A 25,962-nucleotide genomic window follows, 5' to 3' on the forward strand; every position below is an offset into this window, starting at 1 on the left:
CTTTCGAGGCTCGAGGTTCGTGAGGGCAGCGTCGCCGGCGGAGTCACGATCGAGTCTCGACCGTAACGACCTCGCGAACGACTTGTCGACAAGTCGCGCCCTGTGAGTCCGAAATTTACGAGACGGTTACAAAAAAGTGACCGGACCGCGTTCAGGCACCTCGGAGACAAGTTGACAAGTATCCGCGTTCCTCGCGCGAGCCGTCTGAGCAGCGGCATGAAACCGTCTGCGAGCCCCGTGAGCGGAGGCGATGCGCAACCCCTGGCACGCGGTGCGCGGCGGTGCGACCATGGCGCCACCGACGAGCCGGAGGCGAGCATGGCCATCATCGAGACCGTTCCCGAGGGCGAGGCGACCGGCAGGGTGGCCGAGTTCTACGGCGAGGATGTCCGCGACCAGGGCTTCGTCGCCGCTCACACGAGGGTGCTCTCGCTCAATCCGAGCGCGCATGCCGCCTTCGACGAGCTCATCGCCGCGATCCGCGAGCAGATGGATCCGCGACGGTACGAGCTCGTGACGCTCGCGGCGGCCCTCGGCACAGGCTCGGTCCACTGCCGCCTGGCGCACGGGCGCAAGGCACTTCCTCTGTTCGACCACCGGCAACTCGTCCGCATCGCCCGCGACTACCACGACGCGGGACTGAGCGACGCCGAGGTCGCCATGATGGAGTACGCCGAACGTGCCGGCCGCGAGTCCGCGGCGATGACCGAGGACGACTCGGCCCGTCTGCGCGACGCCGGGTTCACGGATCGCGAGATCGTGGACATCACCCTGGCGGCCGCCGCACGCAACTACTACAGCCGGGCGATCCAAGCGCTCGCGATCGAGCTCGACGACTCGCCGGGGCTCGACGACGAGCTGTGGGAAGCGCTCACCGAGCCGCTCGGCGCGGTGCCGTCGCGGCCCTGATCACCGCCGTGCCGTCACGCCATCTGGGACGATCGAGGCGGAGGCGGATGATGCGGGCGATGGTCCAGAACGGATACGGCGGCCCGGAGGTGTTGGGGTTCCGCGAGCTGCCGGACCCCGTCGCGCACGACGGCGAGGTGCTCGTCCGGGTGCACGCGGCGGGAGTCGACCCCGGTGTCCGGCACCTGATGACCGGCACCCCGCTCGCTGCTCGCCTCGCGTTCGGAGTGCGACCGCCCCGCGACCGCATCCCCGGCTTCGATTTCGCCGGAACGGTCGTCGACGGCACCGCCGGCGATGACCGCTTCTCGCCGGGCGACGCCGTGTTCGGCACGTCGACGAGAGCGTTCGCGGACTATGTCGTCGCGCGTCCGGCGCTGCTCGCGACGAAGCCGGCGCACGTCGGATTCGGGGAGGCCGCCGCGGTTCCGACCTCGGGCATGACCGCGTTGCAGGCGGTGCGCGGCGCCGGTCGGGTACGGGAAGGCGATCGGGTGCTGATCCTCGGCGCGGGCGGCGGCGTCGGATCGTTCGCGGTGCAGGTCGCGAAAGAGGCCGGGGCGCACGTCACCGCCGTCTGCGGCACCCGCAACCTGGCCCGGATGGCGACGCTCGGCGCCGACACGGTGCTCGACTACTCCCGTCAGGACGTGCGTGGGTCGGTATCCGACATGGACCTGGTGCTCGCGGTGGCCGGCGACTGGTCACTCGCCTCGCTCCGGCGACTTCTCGCGCCGCGCGGCACTCTCGTGCTCGTGGGCGGCGAGGGAGGCGGACCGCTGCTCGGGGCGCTGAGCCGCGGCATCACGGCTGCGGCGCTCTCGCCGTTCACACGGCAGCGTCTGCTCCCTTTCTTCTCGAGCCCACGGGCGGCGGACCTCCAAGCCCTCCGCGGCATGCTCGACGAGGGCACTCTGACACCGACGATCGACCGCCGGTTCCCACTGTCGCGGGCAGGTGAGGCGCTCGCTTACATCGGCGAGGGCCACACCCGTGGCAAGTCGGTGCTCACGCTCGTCGACGAGTAGACGACGGGCGAGACGGCGGCGTCACTCGACGCCGCCGTCTTGGCTCGACGGCGTCAGGTCAGGCTTCGCGGGTCTTCGGCGAGCTGTCGTTCGTCTTCGCCGGGTCGCGCTCGACGATGTCGCCGAGCACGTCGTCGATGCGCGTCAGCAACTCGGCGGGGATGGTGACTCCCGACGCCTTGACGTTCTCGGCGACCTGTTCGGGCCGGGAGGCGCCGATGATGGCGGCGGCGACGTTGTCGTTCTGGAGCACCCAGGCGACGGCCAGCTGCGCGAGGCTCAGATCGAGCTCCTCGGCGATGGGCTGCAGCTTCTGCACCCGTTCGAGCACCTCGTCGCGCATGTACCGCTTGATCATGTCCGCGCCGCCCTTGTCGTCGGCGGCGCGGCTGCCGCTGGGCAGCTCGCCGCCGGGCTTGTACTTGCCGGTCAGCACGCCCTGGGCGATGGGCGACCAGACGATCTGCGAGATGCCGAGCTCCTTCGAGGTGGGCACGACCTCCTCCTCGATGACCCGCCAGAGCGCCGAGTACTGCGGCTGGTTCGAGATGAGCTGGAAGCCGAGGTCCTTCGCGAGCGCGTGGCCCGCTCGGAGCTGCTCGGCGGTCCACTCGCTGACGCCGACGTACAGCACCTTGCCCTGACGGACGAGGTCGGCGAAGGCCTGCATGGTCTCTTCGAGCGGGGTCTCGTAGTCGAAGCGGTGCGCCTGGTAGAGGTCGACGTAGCCGGTCTGCAGCCGTTCGAGCGAGCCGTCGATCGACTCGAGGATGTGCTTGCGTGAGAGGCCGACGTCGTTGTGCCCCTTCGGCCCGGTCGGTCCGAACACCTTGGTGAAGATCTCGAGCGACTGCCGCCGCTCACCCTTCAGCGCCTCGCCGAGCACGCTCTCGGCGACCGTGTTGGCGTAGACATCCGCGGTGTCGAAGGTGGTGATCCCGTTGTCGAGGGCTGCGCGTACGCACTCGGTCGCCGTGTCGTTCTCGACCTGCGATCCGTGGGTCAGCCAGTTGCCGTAGGTGATCTCAGAGATCTTGAAACCCGAGTTGCCGAGGTAGCGATATTCCATGGGCGCCACGCTACGACCGCGCCCGCCCCGCAGCCTGTGAGTCACGCCCGCCGCCCGCCCGCCCGTTGAGCGAAGCGACACGTAGGACACCTACCCCGGCAGCGCCGCGACGATCTCGCGAACCATCTCCGCTCGTCCGCGCTCGCCCATCCGCGTGGGCAGCAGCGGGAAGTTGTGCAGCTGACCGATCTCCTCGTGAAAGGCGATCTCTCCCCCGGCGTCGACCACTTTCTCGCGCAAGAGGTGCGCATCCGGATTGAGCACGTCGCGGCTTCCCGTGAACACGCTGAGGGGTCCGAGCCCGCGCATGTCGCCGAAGAGCGGACTCACGACGGGGTCGCGGATGTCGCGTTCGCCGCGCCAGTGCTCTGAAAGGACCCGCCCGCCGGGGGTGCCGAGCCACGGATCGGTGGGCTGGACGACGGGGATCCGCGGATTGCTCCAGCTCAGATCGAGGGCGGGGGCGATGAGCGTCGTGAGCGCGGCGGTGACGCCGTGCTGGTCGCGCAGGTGCTGGGCTGCGGAGAGGGCGATCTGGCCACCGGCGGAGTCGCCCGCGAGGATCACGCGTCCGTGTTGCTCACCGGCGTCGAGAGCCAGCGCCGTCGTCAGTGCCAGCGCATCGTCGGCGGTGCCGAAGGGGACGAGCGCGTAGATCGGCACGCTCACGCTGACGTTGCTCTCGGCCGCGAGCTGGGCGACGAGCTGCCAGTGCTGCAGCACGATCTCGCCGACCCAGCCGCCGCCGTGCAGGTAGACCAGTCCGCCTCGAGCCGGTGACTTCGTCGGACCAATGGTGTAGACGGGCCGGCCGAGCCGCTCCCCCACCTCCACGCGGATGTCGGGCCGCAATCTGGCGGGCGGCCCGTAGGAGGCGGGGCGCAGCGCGCGTTCGCGGACGCGACGGCGTGCGCCGTCGGCGGTGATGTAGGTGCGGTTCGCGCGGGTGAGGCGGAGGTAAGCGGGAACGAGCGCTTCGGGGACGGCGACCACAGGGGGCTCAGTCGCCCAGCTGGGAGGGTTCGGGCAGCGAGGTCGGCGGCCGGTCGGTTGCGGCCGCGTATTCGAGGCCGGTGATGATGCCGTCGGTGACCCACAGGAACACGTTGCCGATGACTGCCGCGTCGGTCTTCTCTGCGCCCGGCTGGTACACCTGCTGGGCCCGCACGATCAGCCCCTCGCCCTCGGGTACCGGATCGGCGGCCGCGTAGCGGGGGCCGTCGGCGACGTGAATCTCGAAACTCATGGATCCGGGGAACCAGGGCGCTTTGTACGACGCGGTCGCGAGCTGCGCGCGGAGCCGGTCGAAACCCGACTCCTGCGAATCGAGCAGCGCGTCGAGCAGTGCTCGCTCGTCGCGCCGGAAGCGGCGGTAGCGCGCGGAGGGGAACATGCGCCCACCTTCGCACACCGATCACCCCGGCCGGCTGAGCCGCCGCCCCTGCTCGCTGAGGAGGCGCGCGAAGCCGCCGTCACGAAGCGACGACTCGCATCATCCTGCTCGCTGAGGAGGCGCGCGAAGCCGCCGTCGCGAAGCGAGGACTAATGAAGAAGCGAGGACTAATGAATCAGTGACTCGTATCGACGAGCTTCAGCCCGACCACGCACCCTACGAGCCCGAGTAGCAGCAGCACCTTGACGATCGAGGTCGGCTCGCCACCGAAGATCATCGCGTAGGCGACGGTGAGCGCCGCGCCGATGCCAACCCAGACCGCGTACGCGGTGCCGGTCGAGATGTCCCGCATGGCGAGCGCGAGCCCGCCCATACTCGCGACGAGGGCGACGCCGAGGATGACGGTCGGCCAGAGCTTGGTGAAGCCTTCGCTCTTGCCGAGCGCGGTGGCCCAGACGGCTTCGAGCACACCGGAGACGATGAGGATGACCCATGACATGACTGACTGTTCTCCTGGCCAGTCTTGTCGCGTTCCGGGTACTGATCCGTCGTCCGGGAGCGCGGTCGAGCGCTCGGAGCCGACTCTAGCGATCCTCTCTGTGCAGAGCGTGTGCACCCCGGCGGGTGCTCGGCCGGGTCAGCGGCCGAGCCCGACCTTGTCGACTCGACGGTGGAATCGCATGCCCGCCAGGCCGCCGAGCACGGCGCCGAGGAGGGTGACCACGAGCGCTACGACGAGGGTGATGATGCCGGCCACACCGATCTGCCCTTCGTCGACGGGGATGCGCGGGAAGCTGTTGAGGTTGCCGAGGATGTCGAACTGCGCCCCCGCGATCGCGGTGATGATCGCGACGACGATGGCGATGACGATCGCCCAGATCCAGACGGCGAGGCCTTGCTTCGCGCCGCTGAAACGCGCCATGCGGCCGGCGACGTAGCCGCCGCAGTAGTAGGCGACGAAGAGGATGACTGCGAGTGCGATCGCGCCGATGATGCCGACGGTCGAGGCGTTGTTCGCCGCGTCGTCGGCGGCCTCTTGCGGGGTGCCGCTCACGCCGAGCCCCACCCCGGCGCCGATGGCGCTGACGAGGGCGGTGAGCAGGACGGCCATGCCGGTCGCGGCGAGCCAGCCGAAGAAGGCGGAGCCGAACTTGAACCCGCCGAACTCGGCCTTCTCGCGGGCGACGACCTCGTGCCGGTCGGGGGTCACGAGCGTCGGGTTGTCTGCATCGGCCGCGGAGCCTCGCGCCGCGACGGGCGCGGCCACCGGAGCGGCGGTCGTCGGAGTCGTGTCCGGCGCGGCGGTATGCGCCGACGTGGTGGGCGCGGCTGCCGGGGGAAGCGTCGTCGACCTCTCCGGCGTGGCGGCGGAGGCGGGTGCGTCGCTGTCGCCCGGCAGGTCGGTGCGCTCGGCGGGCGTGGTCCTCTCGTCGTGGCGAGGGTCGACGCGACGGTCGGCGACTGTCGGATCCGGCGAGAGATCGTTCGGGCCGGGGTTCTCCCGTGGAGTGTCGGGGTAGACGGTGTCGCCCGCGGCGGTCGGCGGGGTCGCCTCCGGCAGGTCGGGGTTGTCCTTCGAGTGGCGCGGTTCGGACATGGGTCGCCTTCTTTCGCTGTCACGTCTGGGCTCGTCGCCCGATCCCCGACCTTCTCGCGCCCTCAGGCGAACACCCTGCGTGTTCGCCGAAGTGTTCCTGTGAGCTGCCGATGTCGTCGATCTGCTCTCCCAGGCGCACAGCAGGCGACGCCCATCCGCCGCGGAGGCGTGCGTCGCACCATCGGTCATCCACGACGGAGAGGACGATAAATCATGGCAGGACTCGGAGATCTGGCGGACAAGGGCAAGGACGCCATGAAAGACGAGGGCGCGAGCGACAAGGCCCTCGACGGCGCCGAGGGCGCCGCCGACAAGGCGACCGGCGGCAAGCACAGCGCGGACCTCGACTCAGCCCGAGACAAGGCCGACGACAAGCTCGGCGACTGACACCCGAGGTACACCAATCAGGAGTTTGTGCACGGATCAGGAGTTCGCGCGCCGATCAGGACGACACCCCGCGGTTGTGTCCTGATCAGTGAGCAATCTCCTGATCCGCGCACCCGCGGCACCTGTCGCGTGCGGACCCCGAATGGGGTGTCGTGAGGGGTGGTGGATGCTGGCTAGCTTCGTCCCATGGCAGCGCCACTTCTCGAGGCACCACCTCGCGGGCGGGTGACCGCACTCATCGGGCTCGGTCTCTGGGCCGCGATGGTCTTGCTCATCGTCGCCGCTCTCACCGTCGTGCCGATGATCGCAGCAGCGGAACGCCCTGACCCGGTCGATGCGATGTGGCGCACGGTCTCGCTTCAAGTCGAGTTGTTGCTCTGGGTCGTGCCGCTCTACCTCGCTTCCCTCGGTTTCTCGATCGGTGGCGCGATCCGCGGTCGGAGCCGGATCTCGACGGCTGCCGTAATTGTCACCGGCGCAACAGGCGTGGTGGCGATCGCCGCGTTCGCGAACTTCTTGATCGTCTGACGAGCGCCCGCATCTGTACCTCTCAGATGCGGTACCGCTGCACCTTCTCGGGATGCAGGACGATCCTCACGAGGTCTTCGGTCATCCAGCTGTCGACGAGCTCGCGGTGCGCTTCGTCGTTCTCCCCGTAGTAGCGGTCGGCGAGACGCTGCGCGAGTTCGTGCGCTCCGTCGGTGTGGATGCTGGCCTCCCCCTCGACGGAGACCCAGTGCTCGTCCTCCCCGACCGGCGCCACCACGACGATCGACGCGCGCGGGTTCTCCCGCAGCCGCGACACCCGGGGCGTCCCTGCGAAGGAGAAGATCTGCAGCTCCTCGTCGGCGGTCAGCTCGAACCAGACGGGCCTCGGCGCCGGCCACCTCTCCCCCTTCGGCGCGACCGTGATGTGCGCCTGTAAAGGGCGCGTGAGCAGCGTGCGGTCCGACTCGGTGAACATGACTCGAGCCTAGGCAGCGGGGTTGCCCCGAGCGATGCCCGCCCGCCATCATGACGACGACGGAAGGAAGCCGACCATGGCACGAGGCGATCGCGTGAAGTATGTCAGCGGAGCCGGACAGTTCGGCTTCTTCTTCCTGCTCGCCTACATCGGTGCGGCAATCTACTTCATCTCGGTATCCGACGGAAGCTTCTGGGCGGTAGTCCTCGGCTTGCTGCAGGCGATCGTCTGGCCGGTCTACCTGATCTACCACCTGCTCCTGCTCGTCGGCGCTTGACTAGGCGCAAGGTTCAAGGATTTTTTGTCGGTGGGCCGCATTCGCCAAGAAGATTGATGCTCGGTGCACTCGAAGGGTGCGTCGTCGGACGTAACCGCTGCTCGATATCAGAGTATCTCGGACTAATTCGAGAACTCAGTCACAGAATCTAATCCGTCGTCGGGATGATATGTCCATCGAATGATCAGGTCGCCCCAGCTTGCTTCTTGAGTCCCATCGAGCGCTCGAGTGCCCTGCATTCGAGAAGCCACGGTGGCCGGAGCTCCCAATTCTTTCAGGAGGCATTCCTGATCGGCGAATGTTGCGCCGCCGCCGAAAAAGCCCGCCGCACCGTTCACGTCCAAGCCGGCTCCGCCAGCGAGCACCTCGACACCGTCATCGAGGCTCAAGTCGCAGGACCTCGCCGCATCTCGGAACAAATCCCGCTTGCGTTCTTCGGCCGCCGCGATCGCGGCCTGCTCACTCGCCTTCGCGCTGGCTGCCTCCTCGGCCTGCGCGCTCATCATCGCGAGGACCGGGATACCGACCCCGACCAGCGCCAGAAACAAAACGCCATTCAGGACAAAGGACCCGAGAGATAGCCACCTCGGAAAAACCCGATCAGATGACTTCGGTGTTGGCGTACCGCTTCCGGCGTCGCCACCGGTCGTTTCGACCGAATTGTTATCCGACATGGCTCCCCTTCTCCGAGCGCCAGAATAGAACCGGACAACATACCCTGCTACGCCCCCAACCTAGGGGCGCAAGCAAGCGTGAGTGATTACGAGTGCGGCACCGCAGCTAAACGTTGAAGCGGAACGTCCCGGTGGGTGTCGTCAGGTAGTGCGAGGCACCGCGAGGCCCGGAATGACGGGAAACTCATTGGTGTGAGTGCCAGTCAGTTCGAGCGCTGCGGTGTAGCTCTTGCGGACTCGCTGCGGACTACAGCACACTCGCACCATGGCCACGACCAATCGCGAGTATGACGACGGACCGATCATCGACGAGCTGAAGCAGCGCGGCCTCAACCCGGGCCCTTTCGAGATCGCTCAGGTCGACATCGAGTACAGCGCCGCCGAGGTGAACGCGACGGAGACCGCAGAGGTCACCGTCATGCTCGTGCTGACCCTCGGCGCGAAGGATGCCGATCGTCTGCTCGACCTCGGTCTCAACGGTCGCTAGAACGGCCCTCCTGCCACCACGGGCCTAGGGTGCTTCGTCGTGTGAGGTGCGGGGCAGCGCGTCCGGATGCACGAACCCACCCACCCCGTGCACACGCCAGCACCCCAACTCCGGCCGCCACACCAACGACAGCACGTGCACCTCAACCAACGACCCCGCCACCGACGGCACCACCGCAGCGGCGGCCTCAGGAGCCGTCAGAACGACGTAGGCGACATCCGAGGCCATCGTCGCTCTCCGAGCCCGCGAGAGCGGCCACGCTCCCCCAGCCAGCACCGCCCGGACGCCGAGGATCAGCGCCTCCACCTCCGGCCCGCTGAGTTCGGGGGTTACCCACTGCTGGGCGCGGCCGTCGTCGGCGTCGACGAGTTCGCAGAACACCGCGGCGATCGCCACCGGGTCGCGCAGCAGCCCGTCGACGTCGACCGTCACCGGCCGGCCATCACGTTGTTGAGCTCGCGGCCGACGGCGCGGGCAAGGATTCGGGGATCCTCGTTCTGCATCGTGGTGATGTTCACGTCGATGTCGGCCGGGGAGCCTCCCGGGTTCCGTTCGATCATCCCGCTCGTCAGCTGGATGAGCCGGTTCATGTTGCCGTAGTCGACGACCGACTCACGGCGGCCGCCCTCACCGAGGATCACCGCAGTCCCGCCAGGAGTAGGCAGGACGTCGGCGCCCATCGCCAGCTTCGGAATCTTCGGAATCGCGGGAATGCCGATCGCCCCCGTCACACCGTTCACCGACCCGATGAGGCCGTTGACGATGTCGATGACGCCGTTCAGGGCCCCCTTCGCGATGTTCCCGATCCCGTCCCAGATGCCCGAGAACACCCGCACGATCCCCGCCCACGCCCGATCCCAGTCGCCCGAGAAGACCCCGGTGACGAAGTCGATCAGGCCGCCGAGCACGTTCGTGATCATGTTGATCGCCGGCACCAGCACCGACGCGAGCCCGGACGCGACACCGCTGATCAGGGGGACGAGGAAGCCGATGGTCTTGATGAGCGGATCGATCGCGATGGTCAGCAGCTGCACGATCACCTGCGCGACGAGCCCGAGCAGGGGCGCGAATGCGGTGAAGATCTGCAGCAGCGGAGGCAGCAGCGACGTGACGAGCGGTATCAATGCCGTGATCAGCGGCGCGAACGCCTGCAGCAGTCCGCCGACGAGTGCGATCACCGGCGTCAGTAGGTTTGCGAGGAGCGGCAGGATCAGCTGCACGAGCGGCATCAGCAGCTCGAGCAGCGGTGTGACGAGCCCCACCAGGGGGCCGATCAGCCCGACTACAGCCGACACCAGGATGCCGAAAATCGGCGCGAGTCCCGCGAGGAGCGGCGCGATCGCCTGCACGAGAGTGAGCAGCCCATCACCGAGGACCGGGAGCAGGGGTTGCAGCGCGGTGAGCAGCTCGCCGACGATCGGCGCGAGGGCCGTGATGACTGAACCCAGCACAGGCCCGAGAGTCGCCGCGAGGACGCCCGCGAACTGCGCCACCGACCCCAACAGGCCAGCCAGGGATGGGAGAGCCGGGAGGAGCGCCTGGATGCCCGCCTGCAAGCCGCCGAGGAACACCCCGAACCCAGACGTGAACGCCGGCGACGACAGCGCCGCAGCGAGCTGCCCGCCGAGCAGCCCGCCGAGCAGCCCCGCGAGCTGCCCGAACCCGGCCAACGCCGACGACAGAGTCGGCGCGAGCGCACCAATCAGCTGCCCAATCGGACCGAGCGCCGCCGCCAACCCTGCAGCACCAGCAGCAGCGCCCGCGAACAGGGTCGTGAGGGTGCCCTGAAACGCCGGACCGTTGACGATCTCGGCGACCTCGCCGAGGACGGCGGCGAGCGATGCGAGGCCACCCCCGCCGGCTGCGTCCGCTGCGACGAACAGCCCTTGCAGGATCGAGCCTGTGTTGGCGAGGACGGCGCCGAGTTGCCCGAGGGCGATGATGCCGGCGTCGATGAAGCCGGTGAGCCTGCCCTGGTCGTCGAGGATCGCGAGCCAGTTCTCGAACCCGATCGCGAGGTCCCGCGCCCACGCCGCGAGGCGGGGAAGGTAGGACGACCCGACCGAGCCGAGAATGCCGATCGACCCCGCGAACGCAGCCGTACCGCCGGACGCGATCAGGATCGACTCGTTCAGCCGGTCGATCATCCGCTCGAGGACCCCTCCGCCGAAGGCCTGCTGGAAGCCGCTGCTCAGCGACGTCGTCCACACCCCCAGCGCCGACGCTGTGCGCCCCAGCCCGGCCTCGAGCTGCGGGAGCAACCCGTTCACCAGATCGAGGATGGGCTGCCGCGCCTCCGACCAGAAGTTCTCCTGGATGAGGTTCTTCAGCCCCTCGAACGCCGGCGCGAGATCCGAGAGCTGATCCTTCGCACCGGCGAGCGCGACCGCGAACACCGTCGCCCCGACCGCGGCGCCCGCGAGGATGCCCGGCAGGGCCAGAGCAGCACCGGCAATCGACGCCAGCCCGGCACCGACCGTCAGCAAGCCGCCGATGGACGACAGCAGGACCGAGACGAGTGACGCGATACCCAGGCCAGCGGCCGCGAGCCTCGGCAGTGACCGGTCGAGGTTCTGCAGCGAGCTCGAGAGCCGTTGGACCGCGTCACCGGCGAGACGCGCACCCGACAGGGACGCGAGCACCGTTCCCGCACGCGCGAGCGACGCCTTCGCCACTTCGACGTTCAGCGGCACCACCCGAGGCCGTGCGACCGCCGCGATCCGAGCAGACGCGACACCGGTGTCGACGCCTGCGTTCAGCTCGACCTTCTTCCCGGCGTAGTCCTTCACCAGCCGGTTGAGCGTGACCTTCGCCCGATCGACGTTCGCGTCGACCGGCACCTTCACGCTCATCGTGCGCTCGACCCGGGTCAGCGCCTTCTGAAGGTCCTCACGGAACTTCGAGCTATCCGGGAGCACCCGGATCGAGACGCGGCCGACGGACTTCGCGCCGACGGCCGTCATCAGTCGACCGTCCGAACAGAGACCCCGACGCCGCCTTGCTCAGGGGAGGCGTCGGGAGAGAGAACGTGGTGAGCAGTCACGTGAAAACCTTCCAGATAGGCTTCGCGGACCTGACGAAATTCTACCCGCTCCGGGGGCACGAAAACGGCCCCTGATCAGGCGGGTCCGCGAAGATCCGTTGCCCGATCAGGGGCCAGCTTCTGAGAGGCGTCAGCGGTGCGCGCGCCACCACTCACGTCTGCAGCTCGAGCTGCAGAACACCACCCCAATTCGCGCCGCGGTGAAGAGCTGAGCGCACTGTCGGCACTCCGTCGTCAGACCGGGATCAGCCGACGAGCCGTACCGCTCCCAGAGGTACCGGTGACGAGTGCAGAACCGCCCGTTATGGCTGTTCCTCACCGCGCCGCAGGAATCGACGCTACACACCAGATTCCCGTCCGCGTTTCGGGCTCCATGAGCACCCATCAGGAGGCCCCGAAACGGCGGAATTCCGGCCCAAGCAGGCCTCTGATGGCCCTGAGACGAAAAACCTGGAGAGTCGCGCGCACCGCGAGCAGCAGAACGCGAAGCGAGCCGGAGAACACCCCGGGGAGGGGGTCCCCGGGGGTGGTCAGCAGTCCGGGGTGCTGGGGTGACTTCGGTTTACGTGCTCGGCGTGCGGCGACCGATGCTGTGCCGCCTTCGCGTCCGGACTTCTGGTTGTGGTGCCAGTCGCAGAGCGCCCGAAGGTTTGACGGTCGGTGATCGTTGCCGGGAACGTAATGGTCAACCTGACGCGCGGGTCGTAGGCATCGCTGCCCCGTGTCGGTTCTGACGTGCTGGCATCGGTGGCTGTCACGGTCGAGAATCGCTGCTCGGATCTGCGGCCAGTCCGTGGGTAGCTGAGCCCGTCGGTTGCTGCCTTTCCAGCCGGGCATCAGTGCTCCTCGTCTGAGCCGAATCGCTGCTGCACCTCGTCGCGGAAGCCGTACAGCAGCTGCTCGAGGTCAGCGATGCGTGTCTCGTGGTCCTGGATCACCGGGAGCAGGGCGAGGGCGAGGCGCTCGAACCTGACCCCAACCGGGAGCCCGTCGGCGTCATACGACACGAGCCAGTGCAGGCCGAGGTCGTGGACGTCCTCCGCGATAAGGCCCCATTCGACGTCCGCGTCGTCGCCGAGCTCATCGACCGCGGCGATGTACCGGAACGTCATGAGCTGCAGCGCGAGGACCGCGTCGAGGGGCGCTGACGCCGGCGCGATGTCCTGCTTGAACCGGCGCGAGGACGGTACGTGTCCGAGCTTCCCGTCGACCGTGGTCGCGTAGGTCGCGAAGTACGCCTGCGTCAGGATGGTGACGGGAACCTGCGGGGCCCGCAGCGCTCCACCGACACGGACATCCCCGGACGCGTTCACCGATGCCGGCGAGATCGCTCCCGGGCTCGCGACGAGCGCTTGGATCTGCGCGGTTGTCATTGAGTTGGCGGCGATCGCGGCCTGCACGGTTGAGGTGATGTTCGCGAGCGCCGCCTGCACCTGGGCGTAGAGCGACGCGACCGAGGTACCCGACGGCCGCTCGAGCTCGTCGAGTCGACGACGGGTTTCGCCGATCTCCCGCTGCAGCCACCCGAGACCGTCCCCAGCAGGGCTACGACCGGCCATCGGTCTCCTCCTCATCGTCCTCGTTCTCGTCTTCGACTGGCGGCGCGAGGCGCGCGTAAGCGGCCGCACGGATCAGTTCCCCGCGGGCCCGCCTCCCCTTCTCGTCGAGGGTGCGGGACTGCTGCCGCTCGTCCGCCCTCAATTGCGCCGCGGCTCGTTCCGCGTGGATCTCCGCCACCCTGTCCCTGATCTCGCTCATCGTCGGTACTCCTCCTGCCACGGGCGCGGAACGCCCTGCTCCTCGACCAGGTGACCCGCCCGCCGGCAGTCGTCCGCCGACACGGCACGGGCTGCGGACTGCGGAAAGCGCGGGTTCACGCGCCGCCGCTCTGCCTCGGGGCCATCGGTGCCGGCGACCGCGGTCACGTTGCCGAGCATCTTCTGCCTGATCGCCTCCGCCACCGGGTCCCCCGGCGCCACGACCTGAGTCGCCGGGTTCCGGCCGGGGGACAGCTTCGCCAGGATCCTGTCCCGGGCGGCGTCGAGGCGCTCGCGCTGATCGTCACGGGCGCTCACGACTCGTACTCCTCAGCGAGACCTTCACCGGCGCCGAGCGACACGTCAGCCGCCGGCATCGGGTGATCCGAGTGACCGGTGAACTGCGACTCATACTCGTGGTCGCGCTGCGCCCGCTCGACCGACTCCCCTACCTGCGCTCTCTGCCGTGCGATCGCCGCGGCCACGGGGTCGACCGGCTGCGCGACCGGTTGCGGCGCGCCGCCGAAGTTCGAGGCGAACGCCCGCACCGCGCCCATGTCGATCTCGCCCTCCGGGTTCACGAACGACTGCACGTCGAGATGCTGCGCGACCCCCTCGAACGTGTCGGCGTCCTGCCGCACCTCCGCCCGGATCGTCGCGAGTACCGCGGTCCTGAGCAGATCAGCCACGAGCGGCCTCCTTCGCTGCCCGCTCCGCGCGACGCTGCTCGGCCAGACGCTGCAGCTTTTCAAGCCGCACCGCGAGGTCTTGGCTCGTCGCGGCGACAGTGATTGGGAGCTCGTTCCCCGCGAAGTACCGCAGACGCGCCACCGGGTCATCGAACACGAGCAGATCGCGCTCATCCCGCAGCGTCCACGGCGGCACACTGTCCGGGATCACTGCAACCTGGCGGCCGCCTTCTCCCGTCACGGCGAGCGGCCACTTCGAGAGGTAGAACGTCGGGAACGCGGCCGGGTAATCGCCGAGCAGGTTCAAGGCCGGGAACCGGTCATAGTCGCTGTGAGGCGGCAGAGGGGCGAGCGCGTCCGCGAGCTTCGCGCCGTCCGCGAACTGCTCCGCGAGCTCCGCGAACTCCCCAAACGCGGCCGCGGCTTTCGGATGCTTCGCGAGATCAGCCCCCGACCGGATCGACGCGAGCGGACCCTGCACCAGCGGCGACGCCTTTGCCGCGACCCGGCCGAGCGCCGACGACACTTCAGCGGCGATCCGCGACCGGTGCGAGTCGACCCACCGTTCAGCCCGAGCCGTGAGCTGCCGGCGAGCGGCGCCCAGTAGGTGCGACGCGGTCTCGAGCGCAGCGTTCCGGCCCATCGTCGCGTTGCGCTGCTGCACCATCTCGACTGGGTCCGCGCCATCCACGATGGCGTCAGCCAGAGTGACGTCGTCCACCGGCGACCGATCGAACGCCGGCACCTCGAGCGAGGCCACCCGATCGGCAGCCGCGGTCAGCTCACCCCACCCTTCGATCTTTGGTGCGACCTCGCGGAATAGCGGGTGCTGCCCGATCGCCGCGTAGTTGTAATCCGCCGTCGGTGACGGGAAGAACGGCGACCGCCCCTCCACCACTGTCTGACTCATGCTCACTCCTTCTCGGCGCCCAGCGCCGCATCCTCGACCTGCTCGAGCTCCCCCAGCAGGTCATCCATCGCGTCGACCGAGCGACGCAGCTTCTTCATCAACAGACGCCACCGGCGCTCGTGCTTCCGCGCCTTGTCCTTCCAATACGCCGCCTGCTCCGCATCCGACATGACCCGAACCGGCACACCCACCGGGAACCCCTCACTCACGACGCCCTCCTCGAACCCGGCGCAGCAACAGGAACGTCGGACCAGGCATCACCACTCGCTTCGCTATCCCTGCCTGTCCTTCCTGTCCTGTCCTGTCCTTCCTGTGCTGTCCCCGGGGACATGTCCCGGGGAACGTCCCCCGGGACAGCGTCCTTCTTCGCTGCAGCTCGCTGTCTGCGCTTCTTCTCACGGTCAGCCCGTCGCACGTTGTCGAGCACCTCGAGTTCGTGTCGACTCGACTGATCGCGCCCGAAGTCGACGATCCGCCACGCCTTCCCCTCCTCAGCCCACAGCCCCTCTCTGACGAGAGCAGGAGGGCTATCGGGATTGAACTGCGGGATGAGCAGCAGATCGCCAGGCTCGACTTCGCCGTCGGTCCGGTTTGAGACGGACCAGATCAGCGCCATGACGTAGGACCGGAAATCGACCGGGGAGAGCTTGCGGAGGCGGCGGTCCATGAGCAGTCGTTCTGGAAGTCGCGCATCGGTCACACAGCCCCACCTCGCTTGCGCCGTGCTCGCCACAGCTGCAGCCCGTAGAACGTCCACAGCAGCGCCGACGTCACGACCGCGAACACGGGATCGATGTGCTCGCCCATCAGCAAGGCACCTCCTGCACCGCGGGAGAGTTCAGCCGGCGAGCATCCTCAGCCACCCACCGGATCCGCGACAGCAGCCCCGCGACCTCAAGCTCGGTCAGCGGCCGATCCGGTGCGTAGTCGATCGAGACCTGCCAGGGGCCGTCATCGGTCCGCTGCAGGCCGACCTGCCACGGCGACCCTTCGGGCTCGTCGGCGCCGACTGCGAAGTGACGCACGCTGCCCTCGTCGTCGACGCGGTGCCACTCGCGGAAGTGCTGGCAGCTCTCGACCTTGCAGACCCGCACCTCGGGCCACTCACTCTCCCGCCGAGCCGACGTGCGGACCGCGACCGTCGCCCACTGGGTGCCCGTCTCGCTCGTCTGCCACGGCAGCGCACCCCAGTACCCCGACCGGATCGCAGCGACCGTGCGCTCCATCTGACGCACATCGACGGTGGTCGCGTGCGGGTAGGGGTAGAGCTTGAACAGGCGCGCATCGTGGTCGACGCTGATCTGCCCGATGCGCGAAAACCCGTCCTCGTGGTGGGTAATGCTGCGCCCTCGGATCGGCCGGTACTCGACGGTGTAGTCGCGGAACCGTGCCGCGTGCTCGATCTCGGCCGGGGAAGGCGTGTAGGCGCCCAGACGGTTCAGGCGTCCCCCGGACGGGGCCTGTGCCGCCTCGGGGGCGGCCTGTAGGATGGTGCTCAACGTTCGATCTCCTTGACTGCTGTCTGGGTGTTGCGGACTCGCCCTCGACCGGCTGCAACCGGTTCGGGGGCATTCTTCGTTGCGGACTCCTCACGGTCCGCGGCGCGCTCAATCTGCAGCTGCAGCTGAGCGACGAGCGTCGGCAGCTTTCGCAGAAGCGCCGCCGCAGTGATCGACTTCTGACCCGGTGCCGCTCGCACCGCGAAGCGGGTCATGCCGTCCTTGCCGGCGTCGAGGATCAGCCGGATCTCTCCGGCGCCCGGACCCGCCATCAGGCCGACGCCTCAGCGAACGCCGCCTCGATGAACGCCTCGACGTCGGACCGCCGGAACATGATTCGGCCGCCGATCTTGCCGTGCTTCGGCGCCTGCCCGGACGCGAGCAGGTAGCGCAGCTGCGCGGGCGTCTTCCGGAGGATCTCGGCCGTCTCATCGAGCGTGAGCAGCCTCCCCGCGTTCCCAATTTCGATATCCACTGTGCACGTCCTCTCTTGTCTAACAACAAGCATTTCTTGTCGCTTGCCCCCATATTCGAGTGCACCGCATTCGTTGTCAAGCGACCCGCCGACGACGTACAGTTATTGGCTATGACGAGCGATAAGGACATCGGGGCGCGAGTCGCAGGCACGCGCGGCGGGATGTCTCAGCGCCTGCTCGCGACTCGCATGCGCGATCTCGGGTGGCCCTGGTCGCAAGCGACGGTTTCCAGCGTCGAGAAGGGTGAGCGCCCCCTCCGTCTCGCGGAAGCCGAGGCTCTCGCTGGCCTCTTCGACGTGCCAGTTGCTTCCTTCTTGCCAGGGTGGGGCAAGCTGCTTAGACAGTCGATCGACGAACTCGAGGAAGCCACAGCGTCGGCGCGCACGGCCTGGGAGAAGGTCCGAACAGCAACTGCCAACGGCTCGGATGTCTCCGCCGAAATCTTCGACCTGCACGTCGCGGCGATGACTCGGGTCGACACGGCTCGCGCCGAAGTGTCACGTCTTCAGAACGAGTACCGCCCGGGGTCTTCAGCTTCGGAACCCGATCCGCATACGCCGCTCAGCTGGATCGGCGTTCCCCGAGATCCCGACCGTGGCTAGCATCCAGAAGCGCCCTAACGGGTCCTGGCGGGCCCGCTACCGCGACGAGAACGGCAAAGAGCACTCCCGGCACTTCCCGTACCGGAACGCACCCACGCCCGGCGCCAAGGGGCGCAGGGCAGGCGACAGCGCACAGGAGTGGCTGGACTCCGTCACGGCATCGATCGTCACCGGACGGTACGTCGATCCTGACGCCGGCCGCGTCACCCTGCAGACATTCTTCGACGACTGGTCACAGCGCCAGGTCTGGGCCACCGGCACCGCGACCGCCATGAGCCTCGCCGTCCGCTCCTTCGACCCATCCGTCGAGCTCGCCCGCCTCCGCCGCTCGCACGTCGAGGCCTGGGTGAAGCGCATGACCACCGACGGGCTCGCACCCGGCACCATCAAGACCCGGGTGAACAACGTCCGCGCCGTGCTCCGCGCCGCGGTCCGCGACAAGCTCATCGCCACCGACCCGTCAGACGGCGTGACGCTCCCCCGCCTCCGCAAAGCCGAGCACGCCATGAGCATCCCCACCCCGGAGACCGTGGGCGCCGTTCTCAGCGCCTCAGAACCGTGGATGCACGCCTACGTCACCCTGGCCGCGTTCGCCGGTCTGCGGCTCGGTGAAGCCTCGGCGGTGCAGGTGTCAGACATCGACTTCCTCCGCCGCACCCTCCACGTCCGCCGCCAAGTGCAGCGAGCGCCCGGCGGCACCATCGCCGTCACTCCCCCGAAGTACGGCAGCGAACGCGACGTGTTCCTCGCCGACGAGCTGCTCGAGATCCTCGCCCGCCACATCGAGACCCAAGGCGTCCGAGGCGAGGAGCAGTGGATCTTCGTCGGCGCTCACGGCGAGCCCCCTCACCAGAACACCATCAGCTACCACTGGAGGAAGACCCTCGTCGCGGCCGAGGTCGAGCACTTCAAGCTCCACGACCTCCGACACTTCTACGCATCGGGACTCATCGCCGCCGGCTGCGACGTCGTCACCGTGCAGCGCGCCCTCGGACACGCGAAAGCAACGACCACCCTGTCGACCTACAGCCACCTGTGGCCGACCGCCGCGGACCGCACGAGAGCGGCCGCGAGCGGGCTCATCCGGAGCGCTCTGCCGAGTCTTGCGGACTCCTCGCGGACTGCGGACGCCGGGAACGCCTGACTTCCGCGTCATTCCGGGGCAGCAGCGCCTTCGCTATACGTTGAAGCGGAACTCCACCACGTCGCCGTCCTGCATGACGTAGTCCTTGCCCTCCATGCGGGCCTTGCCCTTCGAGCGGGCCTCGGCGACGGAGCCGGTCTCGACCATGTCGTCGAACGAGATGATCTCGGCCTTGATGAAGCCCTTCTGGAAGTCGGTGTGGATGACGCCGGCCGCCTGAGGAGCGGTCCATCCTTTGCCGATCGTCCAGGCGCGCGACTCCTTCGGGCCCGCCGTCAGGTAGGTCTGCAGGCCGAGGGTGTCGAAGCCGATGCGGGCGAGCTGGTCGAGTCCGCTCTCCTCCTGGCCGGTGCTCGCGAGCAGCTCGGCGGCGTCCTCGGGGTCGAGGTCGATGAGCTCCGACTCGATCTTCGCGTCGAGGAACACCGCCTCCGCCGGGGCGACGAGCGCGGCGAGCTCCGCCTTCTTCGCGGGATCGGTCAGCACGCTCTCGTCGACGTTGAAGACGTAGATGAACGGCTTCGCGGTGAGCAGGCCCAGCTCGCGGATCTCGGTGACGTCGAACCCAGCACCCGACAGCGTCTTGCCGTCGTTGAGCAGCTTCTGCGCGGCGAGCGCCGCATCGAGCACGGCGGGGTCGAGGCGCTTGCCCTTGACCTCCTTCTCGTAGCGAGGAAGGGCCTTCTCGAGAGTCTGCAGGTCGGCGAGGATCAGCTCGGTGTTGATCGTCTCCAGGTCACCGGCCGGGTTGACGCCGCCCTCGACGTGGACGACGTCGGGGTCCTCAAAGCCGCGGACGACCTCGGCGATGGCGTCGGCCTCGCGGATGTTCGCGAGGAACTGGTTGCCGAGCCCCTCACCCTCGCTCGCGCCTTTCACGATGCCGGCGATGTCCACGAACGACACGCTGGCGGGCAGGATCCGCTCGCTTCCGAAGATGCCGGCGAGCACCTCGAGGCGCGGATCGGGCAGGTTCACCACGCCGACGTTCGGCTCGATCGTCGCGAACGGGTAGTTCGCGGCGAGAACCTGGTTCTTGGTCAGGGCGTTGAAGAGGGTCGACTTGCCGACGTTCGGGAGTCCGACGATTCCGATGGTGAGTGCCACGGGGGTCCAGAGTACCGTCCCGCCCTCGGACAGCTGGCCGCGTCTCCTCTGGCGTCGCCTGACCGCTCTATCAGGACGAATCGGACATCTGGACAGCGGACGTCCCGTTCGCCACCCTTGGGGCATGCGGCCCGTCACCCAGCGCTTCACCACCTGGTGGATCGGCGTCTCGGTCGGTCTTCTCGCGACAGCGGCGGGGATCGCCGTCATGGCCGCGACGTCCGGCAACTCGCGCGCCGTCGGGTCGGGACTCCTCCTCCTGCTCGTCGGACTTCTCGGAGCAGGCGTCTCCGGAGGCATGCTCGCGTCGATCCGAGCCGACCGCCGCGAAGAGAGATGGCGGGCCGACGGCCGCCCCAACCGCGACTACCCGCTCGACATCGCTCGCGAACTGCGCCGCGCCATCGCCTTCCGCCGCTGGAGCATCGGCGGGCTGGCGGTCGCCGTCCCCTTCGTCGGCTACTCGATCTTCTCTCGCGCCGACTACCCCGCCGGGTGGCTACTGGCCGCCCAGGCCGGGTTCGGTCTGTGGTGGACGACTACGTCGATCAACGCCCTGCGATCTCAGCTCGCGGCACAGGTCGAGCCCGCAGAGTCGGGGCGGGACGACGACGACGAACGCATCCTCGACGAGGAGCGCATCCTCGACGAAGACGTTGCGGATGCGGCCGACCGCTAAGCCAGCGCGTCGGCCATCCGGTCGACGATTTCGACGAGGATCGCGCGCGACGTCGCGATGTTGAGGCGCACGTGCCCCTCGCCGACCTCACCGAACGCCGGCCCGCTGTTCACGCGCACCTTCGCCTCGGCGAGCAGCACCTCGGAGACGTCGCCGACCACCGGGTAGGCCGTGAGGTCGAGCCAGGTGAGATAGGTGCCCTGCAGCGGGGCGATCGTGGCGAGCGGAAGGCGCTCCGCCAGACGCTGACGCAGGGCGAGGTGGTTGTCCTCGAGGTACCCGACGACCTGGTCGAGCCACGCCTCTCCCCCGCGATACGCGGCGGCACTCGCGCGGATACCGGGAGTGCTGGCGCCGTGACTCGCCATCGGGCCGATCCGCTGCCACACCTCGCGGTCGCGATCGGCCGAAAGGATCAGCTGCGCGCACTTCAGGCCCGGCAGGTTCCAGGCCTTCGAGGTCGACGTGGCGGTGACCGCGACGCGGGCGGCGGCATCGGACACGCTCGCGAACGGGATGTGCCGGTTGCCGAACAGGGTGAGGGGCGCGTGGATCTCGTCGGAGAAGACGCGACCGCCGCGCGCCTCCACCACCTCGGCGAGCGCCGCGAGCTCGTCGCGCGAGTAGACCTTGCCGGTCGGGTTGCCCGGGTTGGCGAGAATCACGAGGTCGGCCCCGGCGTCGAGCTCGGCGCCGATCCGGTCGAGATCGAGCGTGAAGCCGCCGTCGGCAGTGCGATGCATCGGCACCTGCACCACCTCGCGGCCGAGGTCGATGGGCACGAAGAGGAAGGGCATGTAGGCGGGCGTCGGCACGATGACGGGCGCGCCCGGGGCCGAGAACTCGGTGATCGCGAGTTCGAGTCCGCGGATCACGTCGGCGATCGGGGCGACATCGGCGACGTCGATCTCGGTGTCGTAGCGGTGCGCGTACCACTCGGCGGTCGCCTCCGCCATCTCGCGCACCATCGCCGCCGACGGGTAGCCGAACTCGAAGCGCCGCGCCGACTCCTGCCACGCGTCGATCACGGCGGGCGCGGTGCCGAAGTCCATCTCGGCCACCCACGCGCCGAGCACGTCGGGGTGCTCGTGGTCCCACTTCACGCTGCCCCGGCCGCGCAGCTCGTCGGCGGTCAGCGAATCCCAGACCCCGGCGTACTCGTTCATGCGGTCTCCCTGTCGACGACGTTCGGAAGTCAATCCTGACACCGCGATCGACACGCCCGGCGGTCGCCGGGAACGCGGCGAGGCGACCCGGCGGCGTCCGAGGCGCGTGTGAGAGTCGACCCGTGCCGATGGATTTCACCGCGATCGACTTCGAGACCGCCAACCGTTCGAGCGCTTCGGCATGCTCCGTCGGGCTCGTGAAGGTGCGCGACGGTCGCGTCGTCGACACGGCGTCGTGGTTCATCCGCCCGCCGGCTCCGCACGACTGGTTCTCGGAATGGAACACCCGCATCCACGGCATCGAGGAGTGGCAGATCGCCGATGCCCTGCGCTGGGCCGACCAGCTCGACGACCTCGTCGCCTTCGCCGGCGACGACGTATTCGTGGCCCACAACGCCGGATTCGACATGACCGTCATCAAGGCGGCGTGCGAGGCGAGCGGGCTCGTCACCCCCAGCTACTCGTACGTCTGCAGCCTGCAGGTCGCGCGCCGCACCTACCACCTCGACTCGTACAAGCTGCCCGTCGCCGCGATGGCCGCCGGCTTCGAGGACTTCCGCCACCACGACGCCCTCGCCGACTCCGAGGCGTGCGCCGCGATCATGGTGCACGCGGCGAAGCGGCACGGGGTCGACAGCATCCACGACCTGGCGGCGATCACGAAGGCGAAGCTGGGCCGCATCGGCACCCCGATCGTCGAGCCCGTCGTGCCGGTAGCGCCTGTGGCGTCGGCAGTGGAAGTGGCCGCCGTCGCCTGACCCGGCGCATCGCTCGCCGGCCTCCGCTCGACTCCCGTCTGGAGCCCAGGGAGACGGGAATAGGGTGAGCCCGATGGGTGCTGGAATTCCTCGTGACTGAACCGCGAAGCGACCCCGCACCCGCCGAACGGATCTCGCGGGCGTCGGTCGGTCTGCGATCCGATCGCGGACCCATCCTGCTGGCGCTCATGCTGAGCACCGCGCTCGTCGCGCTCGACGCGACCATCCTCGCCACCGCGGTGCCCGCGATCGTCGACGACCTCGGCGGGTTCTCGCAGTTCCCGTGGCTGTTCTCGATCTACCTGCTCGCCCAGGCCGTGTCCACCCCCATCGCGGGCCGCCTCGCCGACGTGCTCGGCCGCAAGCCCGTCATGCTGTTCGGCATCGGACTCTTCCTGCTCGCCTCGGTGCTCTGCGGGTTCGCGTGGAGCATGCCGGCGCTCATCGTCTTCCGCCTGCTGCAAGGGCTCGGCGCCGGCGCGATCCAGCCGATCAGCATCACGATCGCCGGCGACATCTACACGCTGCGCGAGCGGGCCGTCGCGCAGGGATACATCGCGAGCGTGTGGGGCATCTCGTCGGTCGTCGGCCCTGCCCTCGGCGGCGTGTTCGCCGACTTCCTGTCGTGGCGCTGGATCTTCTTCGTCAACATCCCCCTGTGCCTCGTCGCCGGGTTCATCCTGTGGCGCAACTACTCCGAGAAGGTCGAGCGCGGCACGCAGCGCATCGACTACCTCGGCGCGGCGCTGCTCGCCGCCGGCACGTCGCTGCTGATCCTCGGACTGCTCGAGGGAGGCGAGTCGTGGGCGTGGGATGCACCGATCAGCTTCGGGATCTTCGCCGCCTCCGCGCTGCTCCTCGTCGCGTTCGTGCTCGTCGAACGCAAGGTCGAGCACCCGATCCTGCCCCTCTGGATCTTCCGCCGTCGCGTGCTCGTCGCCAGCAGCATCGTCTCGATGGGCGTCGGCGCGATCACCCTCGGTCTCTCGTCGTACATCCCGACCTTCTCGCAGGAGGTGCTGAGCGCCTCCGCGGTCATCGCCGGGTTCTCGCTCGCCGTGCTAACCCTCGGCTGGCCGGTCGCGGCGTCGCTCGCCGGGCGCCTCTACCTGCCGTTCGGCTTCCGCATCACGACCCTGATCGGGTCCGGGTTCGTCGTGGTCGGGACGGCCCTCATGCTGCTGCTCGGCGAAGCGTCGCAGGTGTGGGAGGTGGCGCTGTTCTGCCTCATCGTCGGCCTCGGCATGGGCCTCGTCGCCGCGCCCGCGCTGATCGCCGCGCAGACGAGCGTCGACTGGAGCGCCCGTGGCGTCGTCACCGGTGCGAACATGTTCGCCCGGTCGATCGGCAGCGCTGTCGGCGTGGCGATCTTCGGGGCCATCGTCAACGGCGCCGCCGGTGACGCGACGTCGACGCCGTCGCCCGCGGAGCTGGCGTCCGGCATGCACACGGTCTTCCTTGTGATCACCGCGATCGCCGTCGCCCTGCTCGTCGCCTCGGCGTTCATGCCGAAGCACGTCGCCGAGCCGGCCCCGGCTCCCGCCGGCTGACTCGCCAGTCCACCCCGTGTCCGGCGCTGCGGACGGAGTGAAGTGGGCGAGTCGCCTCAGCGGTTCTCGGGGACGGGTGGCGCGCCGACGGTGCCGATGTCCGAGGCACGGGAGACACTGACGGACATGGAGATCGTCGTCACCCTCATCGTCAGCCTGATCGTCGGCATCGCGCTCGGCGGCCTGGTCGGCTGGATGCTCGCGAACCGCGCGCGCCCTGCGCAGGTCGTGGGTGAAGACCCCGCGGTCGTCGAGCTGCGGCACGGCGCCGAGCTCGCCCAGCTGCGGGCCGAAGAGGCGAGCCTGCGGGCGGCGATCGAGCGCGACCACATCGCACTGCGCAACGACGAGTCGGCTCGCGCGGCCGAGACCCACGCGCGACTCCAGGCGCAGATCGCCGGGCTCCGCTCCGAGGTCGACGGCCTGCAGCGCGAGATCGGCGGACACCACGACCGCTACCGCGACCTGGTCGAGCGTCACCAGCGCGAGCAGACCGAGCAGAAGCAGCGCGACGCCATCGAGAGCAAGGTGCTGCAGGCACTGACGCCGGTGCAGGAGTCGCTGCGCACCATGCAGGCGAAGGTCGCCGATATCGAGACCCAGCGTTCGCTGCAGCACGGCGAGATCGCGCAGCAGCTGCGCACGGCCGCCGAGTCCGAGGAGCGCCTGCGCAGCACCGCCGAGTCGCTCGCCTCCGCACTGCGCTCCAACAGCACCCGCGGAGTGTGGGGCGAGACTCAGCTGCGCAGCGTCGTCGAGGCCGCCGGTCTACTGCACCGCGTCGACTTCGACGTGCAGGCGAGCATCAGCACCGACGCGGGCGCCGGTCGCCCTGACATGGTCATCAACCTGCCGGGCGGCAAGAGCATCGCGGTCGACGCGAAGGTTCCGTTCAACTCCTACCTCGAAGCCGCCGCCATCCCGGCGACCGCGAGCGACGCCGAGCTGGCTCGCAAGGCGACCCTGCTCAAGGCGCACGTGAAGGCGGTCCGCGACCACATCAACACTCTCGGCAGCAAGACCTACTGGGAGGGCCTCGACGCCAGCCCCGAGATGGTCATCGCCTTCATCCCGAGCGAGTCGCTGGTCTCGTCGGCACTCGAGGCAGACCCGACGATCATGGAGTACGCGTTCGCCCGCCGTGTGGCGCTGTCGTCGCCGGTGACGCTGTGGTCGGTGCTCAAGACCGTGGCATTCAGCTGGCAGCAGGACGTCGTCACGCAAGAGGCGAAGAGTCTGTTCGACCTGAGCCGCGAGCTGTACGGCCGCCTGTCGACGATGGCGAACCACATCGCGAAGCTCGGCCGCTCGATCGAGAGCAGTGTCAAGACCTACAACAGCTTCGTGGGCTCGCTCGAGCGCCAGGTGCTGCCGTCGGCCCGCAAGCTGAACGCACTGGACGAGTCGAAGATCCTGCCCGCGCTCGACGGCATCGAGGAGGCTCCGCGCGAGCTGACCGCCTTCGAGCTGACCAGCTCCGGCGACTCCTCCGCAGCAGCCGCCGCGGCCGCGTCGAAGCCGGCGGCGAAGCCCAGCGATCGGGTCGCCCTCGAACTCGACGCGGTCTCCCCGCACCAGCCCGAACTGATCGACTTCTCGGCCGAGGCCATCGACGCCGCGCCGGAGGACGAAGCCAAGTCCGCCTGACGCTCCGCGCCGACCTGCTGACTCGGCTGGCGGCGCTCAGCCGGGCCGAGGTGCCCTGCTGACTCGTCCACTTCGCCCCGTCCACAGACCGCATCACGGGGCGAAGTGGGCAACTCAACCCGGGCGCGAGCGGGACCACTGCGCCTGAGC

At 68.8% G+C, this 25,962-nt stretch carries 33 protein-coding genes and 1 riboswitch; of the genes, 12 read left to right on the forward strand and 21 right to left on the reverse strand.

Annotated features, from left to right (window positions below; translation table 11 throughout):
- The first annotated feature begins 318 nt into the window (after positions 1-318).
- Positions 319-909 (forward strand): carboxymuconolactone decarboxylase family protein, encoded by a 591-nt coding sequence (locus tag NGH83_RS11540; RefSeq protein ID WP_251856399.1) that lies wholly within the window; start codon positions 319-321, stop codon positions 907-909.
- 59 nt (positions 910-968) lie between these two features.
- Complete coding sequence (locus tag NGH83_RS11545; protein ID WP_251856400.1) at positions 969-1,937, forward strand: NAD(P)-dependent alcohol dehydrogenase; 969 nt, start codon at positions 969-971, stop codon at positions 1,935-1,937.
- Positions 1,938-1,995: 58 nt separating this feature from the next.
- Here the strand turns inward: NGH83_RS11545 and NGH83_RS11550 are convergent, their stop codons facing one another.
- From NGH83_RS11550 to NGH83_RS11570, 5 genes are all read right to left on the reverse strand, one after another.
- Complete coding sequence (locus NGH83_RS11550) at positions 1,996-3,006, reverse strand: aldo/keto reductase family protein (protein ID WP_251856401.1); 1,011 nt, start codon at positions 3,004-3,006, stop codon at positions 1,996-1,998.
- Between the two features lie 90 nt (positions 3,007-3,096).
- Entirely contained in the window at positions 3,097-3,999 is a 903-nt protein-coding gene (locus NGH83_RS11555) for an alpha/beta hydrolase fold domain-containing protein (RefSeq protein WP_251856402.1), read from the reverse strand.
- 7 nt (positions 4,000-4,006) lie between these two features.
- A complete protein-coding gene (locus NGH83_RS11560) occupies positions 4,007-4,399 on the reverse strand; it encodes a hypothetical protein (RefSeq protein ID WP_251856403.1) in 393 nt (130 codons plus the stop codon).
- A gap of 175 nt (positions 4,400-4,574) precedes the next feature.
- The gene (locus NGH83_RS11565; RefSeq protein ID WP_251856404.1) at positions 4,575-4,898 is read right to left on the reverse strand and encodes a multidrug efflux SMR transporter; all 324 of its coding nucleotides are present in this window, start codon (positions 4,896-4,898) and stop codon (positions 4,575-4,577) included.
- Between the two features lie 13 nt (positions 4,899-4,911).
- Positions 4,912-4,976, reverse strand: a riboswitch (guanidine-III (ykkC-III) riboswitch).
- 60 nt (positions 4,977-5,036) lie between these two features.
- Entirely contained in the window at positions 5,037-5,996 is a 960-nt protein-coding gene (locus tag NGH83_RS11570) for a hypothetical protein (protein ID WP_371872667.1), read from the reverse strand.
- Positions 5,997-6,209: 213 nt separating this feature from the next.
- Here NGH83_RS11570 and NGH83_RS11575 point away from each other — a divergent pair, with 213 nt between their 5' ends.
- Together NGH83_RS11575 and NGH83_RS11580 are read left to right on the forward strand one after the other, a co-directional pair.
- Positions 6,210-6,383 carry an Rv0909 family putative TA system antitoxin gene (locus NGH83_RS11575; RefSeq protein ID WP_251856405.1) on the forward strand — a complete coding sequence of 58 codons (174 nt, stop codon included), beginning with the start codon at positions 6,210-6,212 and terminating at the stop codon, positions 6,381-6,383.
- A gap of 186 nt (positions 6,384-6,569) precedes the next feature.
- Positions 6,570-6,911, forward strand: a complete 342-nt coding sequence (locus tag NGH83_RS11580; RefSeq protein ID WP_251856406.1) for a hypothetical protein — start codon at positions 6,570-6,572, stop codon at positions 6,909-6,911.
- 22 nt (positions 6,912-6,933) lie between these two features.
- On the opposite strand, the gene NGH83_RS11585 is transcribed toward NGH83_RS11580, so the two are convergent.
- A complete protein-coding gene (locus tag NGH83_RS11585; RefSeq protein ID WP_251856407.1) occupies positions 6,934-7,347 on the reverse strand; it encodes a pyridoxamine 5'-phosphate oxidase family protein in 414 nt (137 codons plus the stop codon).
- Between the two features lie 76 nt (positions 7,348-7,423).
- Between NGH83_RS11585 and NGH83_RS11590 the strand changes: the two genes are divergently transcribed.
- Complete coding sequence (locus tag NGH83_RS11590) at positions 7,424-7,624, forward strand: hypothetical protein (protein WP_251856408.1); 201 nt, start codon at positions 7,424-7,426, stop codon at positions 7,622-7,624.
- A gap of 122 nt (positions 7,625-7,746) precedes the next feature.
- Here the strand turns inward: NGH83_RS11590 and NGH83_RS11595 are convergent, their stop codons facing one another.
- Positions 7,747-8,298, reverse strand: coding sequence for a hypothetical protein (locus tag NGH83_RS11595; protein ID WP_251856409.1), 552 nt, complete (start codon positions 8,296-8,298; stop codon positions 7,747-7,749).
- Positions 8,299-8,563: 265 nt separating this feature from the next.
- On the opposite strand from NGH83_RS11595, the gene NGH83_RS11600 reads away from it, so the two are divergent.
- Complete coding sequence (locus tag NGH83_RS11600; RefSeq protein ID WP_251856410.1) at positions 8,564-8,785, forward strand: hypothetical protein; 222 nt, start codon at positions 8,564-8,566, stop codon at positions 8,783-8,785.
- A 24-nt stretch (positions 8,786-8,809) separates the two neighbouring features.
- On the opposite strand, the gene NGH83_RS11605 is transcribed toward NGH83_RS11600, so the two are convergent.
- The 12 genes from NGH83_RS11605 to NGH83_RS11660 form a co-directional block, all read right to left on the reverse strand.
- The gene (locus NGH83_RS11605) at positions 8,810-9,217 is read right to left on the reverse strand and encodes a hypothetical protein (protein WP_251856411.1); all 408 of its coding nucleotides are present in this window, start codon (positions 9,215-9,217) and stop codon (positions 8,810-8,812) included.
- Positions 9,214-11,748, reverse strand: a complete 2,535-nt coding sequence (locus tag NGH83_RS11610; RefSeq protein WP_251856412.1) for a hypothetical protein — start codon at positions 11,746-11,748, stop codon at positions 9,214-9,216. The genes NGH83_RS11605 and NGH83_RS11610 overlap by 4 nt, the downstream gene beginning before the upstream one ends.
- A 916-nt stretch (positions 11,749-12,664) precedes the next feature.
- Entirely contained in the window at positions 12,665-13,387 is a 723-nt protein-coding gene (locus NGH83_RS11615; protein ID WP_251856413.1) for a tail fiber domain-containing protein, read from the reverse strand.
- Entirely contained in the window at positions 13,374-13,586 is a 213-nt protein-coding gene (locus NGH83_RS11620) for a hypothetical protein (RefSeq protein ID WP_251856414.1), read from the reverse strand. Before NGH83_RS11620 ends, NGH83_RS11615 begins: the two co-directional genes overlap by 14 nt.
- Complete coding sequence (locus NGH83_RS11625) at positions 13,583-13,903, reverse strand: hypothetical protein (RefSeq protein WP_251856415.1); 321 nt, start codon at positions 13,901-13,903, stop codon at positions 13,583-13,585. The genes NGH83_RS11620 and NGH83_RS11625 overlap by 4 nt, the downstream gene beginning before the upstream one ends.
- The gene (locus NGH83_RS11630; protein ID WP_251856416.1) at positions 13,900-14,274 is read right to left on the reverse strand and encodes a hypothetical protein; all 375 of its coding nucleotides are present in this window, start codon (positions 14,272-14,274) and stop codon (positions 13,900-13,902) included. The genes NGH83_RS11625 and NGH83_RS11630 overlap by 4 nt, the downstream gene beginning before the upstream one ends.
- Positions 14,267-15,184: a hypothetical protein gene (locus tag NGH83_RS11635; protein WP_251856417.1), complete on the reverse strand. Its 918-nt coding sequence runs from the start codon at positions 15,182-15,184 to the stop codon at positions 14,267-14,269. The genes NGH83_RS11630 and NGH83_RS11635 overlap by 8 nt, the downstream gene beginning before the upstream one ends.
- 2 nt (positions 15,185-15,186) lie before the next feature.
- Positions 15,187-15,393, reverse strand: a complete 207-nt coding sequence (locus NGH83_RS11640) for a hypothetical protein (protein WP_251856418.1) — start codon at positions 15,391-15,393, stop codon at positions 15,187-15,189.
- Positions 15,390-15,851: a hypothetical protein gene (locus NGH83_RS11645; protein ID WP_251856419.1), complete on the reverse strand. Its 462-nt coding sequence runs from the start codon at positions 15,849-15,851 to the stop codon at positions 15,390-15,392. Before NGH83_RS11645 ends, NGH83_RS11640 begins: the two co-directional genes overlap by 4 nt.
- Positions 15,852-15,990: 139 nt before the next feature.
- On the reverse strand, positions 15,991-16,683 hold the full coding sequence (locus NGH83_RS11650; protein ID WP_251856420.1) for a hypothetical protein: 693 nt from the start codon (positions 16,681-16,683) through the stop codon (positions 15,991-15,993).
- Positions 16,680-16,955 (reverse strand): hypothetical protein, encoded by a 276-nt coding sequence (locus NGH83_RS11655; protein WP_251856421.1) that lies wholly within the window; start codon positions 16,953-16,955, stop codon positions 16,680-16,682. Before NGH83_RS11655 ends, NGH83_RS11650 begins: the two co-directional genes overlap by 4 nt.
- Positions 16,955-17,158, reverse strand: coding sequence for a helix-turn-helix domain-containing protein (locus NGH83_RS11660; RefSeq protein ID WP_251856422.1), 204 nt, complete (start codon positions 17,156-17,158; stop codon positions 16,955-16,957). Before NGH83_RS11660 ends, NGH83_RS11655 begins: the two co-directional genes overlap by 1 nt.
- A 15-nt stretch (positions 17,159-17,173) precedes the next feature.
- On the opposite strand from NGH83_RS11660, the gene NGH83_RS11665 reads away from it, so the two are divergent.
- Positions 17,174-17,761: a helix-turn-helix domain-containing protein gene (locus NGH83_RS11665; protein WP_251856423.1), complete on the forward strand. Its 588-nt coding sequence runs from the start codon at positions 17,174-17,176 to the stop codon at positions 17,759-17,761.
- Positions 17,754-18,905: a site-specific integrase gene (locus tag NGH83_RS11670; RefSeq protein WP_251856424.1), complete on the forward strand. Its 1,152-nt coding sequence runs from the start codon at positions 17,754-17,756 to the stop codon at positions 18,903-18,905. The genes NGH83_RS11665 and NGH83_RS11670 overlap by 8 nt, the downstream gene beginning before the upstream one ends.
- A 33-nt stretch (positions 18,906-18,938) precedes the next feature.
- Here the strand turns inward: NGH83_RS11670 and ychF are convergent, their stop codons facing one another.
- Entirely contained in the window at positions 18,939-20,012 is a 1,074-nt protein-coding gene (ychF, locus tag NGH83_RS11675) for a redox-regulated ATPase YchF (protein WP_251856425.1), read from the reverse strand.
- Between the two features lie 124 nt (positions 20,013-20,136).
- Between ychF and NGH83_RS11680 the strand changes: the two genes are divergently transcribed.
- Entirely contained in the window at positions 20,137-20,691 is a 555-nt protein-coding gene (locus tag NGH83_RS11680) for a hypothetical protein (RefSeq protein ID WP_251856426.1), read from the forward strand.
- Here the strand turns inward: NGH83_RS11680 and NGH83_RS11685 are convergent.
- Positions 20,688-21,857, reverse strand: a complete 1,170-nt coding sequence (locus NGH83_RS11685; RefSeq protein ID WP_251856427.1) for a MalY/PatB family protein — start codon at positions 21,855-21,857, stop codon at positions 20,688-20,690. The genes NGH83_RS11680 and NGH83_RS11685 overlap by 4 nt on opposite strands.
- Before the next feature lie 122 nt (positions 21,858-21,979).
- Here NGH83_RS11685 and NGH83_RS11690 point away from each other — a divergent pair, with 122 nt between their 5' ends.
- The 3 genes from NGH83_RS11690 to rmuC all read left to right on the forward strand — a co-directional run bounded on the left by NGH83_RS11690 (position 21,980) and on the right by rmuC (position 25,812).
- Positions 21,980-22,615, forward strand: coding sequence for a 3'-5' exonuclease (locus NGH83_RS11690; RefSeq protein ID WP_251856428.1), 636 nt, complete (start codon positions 21,980-21,982; stop codon positions 22,613-22,615).
- A 188-nt stretch (positions 22,616-22,803) separates the two neighbouring features.
- Complete coding sequence (locus NGH83_RS11695) at positions 22,804-24,165, forward strand: MDR family MFS transporter (protein ID WP_251858520.1); 1,362 nt, start codon at positions 22,804-22,806, stop codon at positions 24,163-24,165.
- Positions 24,166-24,291: 126 nt separating this feature from the next.
- Positions 24,292-25,812 carry a DNA recombination protein RmuC gene (gene rmuC / locus NGH83_RS11700; RefSeq protein ID WP_251856429.1) on the forward strand — a complete coding sequence of 507 codons (1,521 nt, stop codon included), beginning with the start codon at positions 24,292-24,294 and terminating at the stop codon, positions 25,810-25,812.
- The last annotated feature ends 150 nt before the right edge of the window (positions 25,813-25,962 follow it).

The organism is Herbiconiux sp. L3-i23 (assembly GCF_023734115.1).
Lineage (GTDB): Bacteria > Actinomycetota > Actinomycetes > Actinomycetales > Microbacteriaceae > Naasia.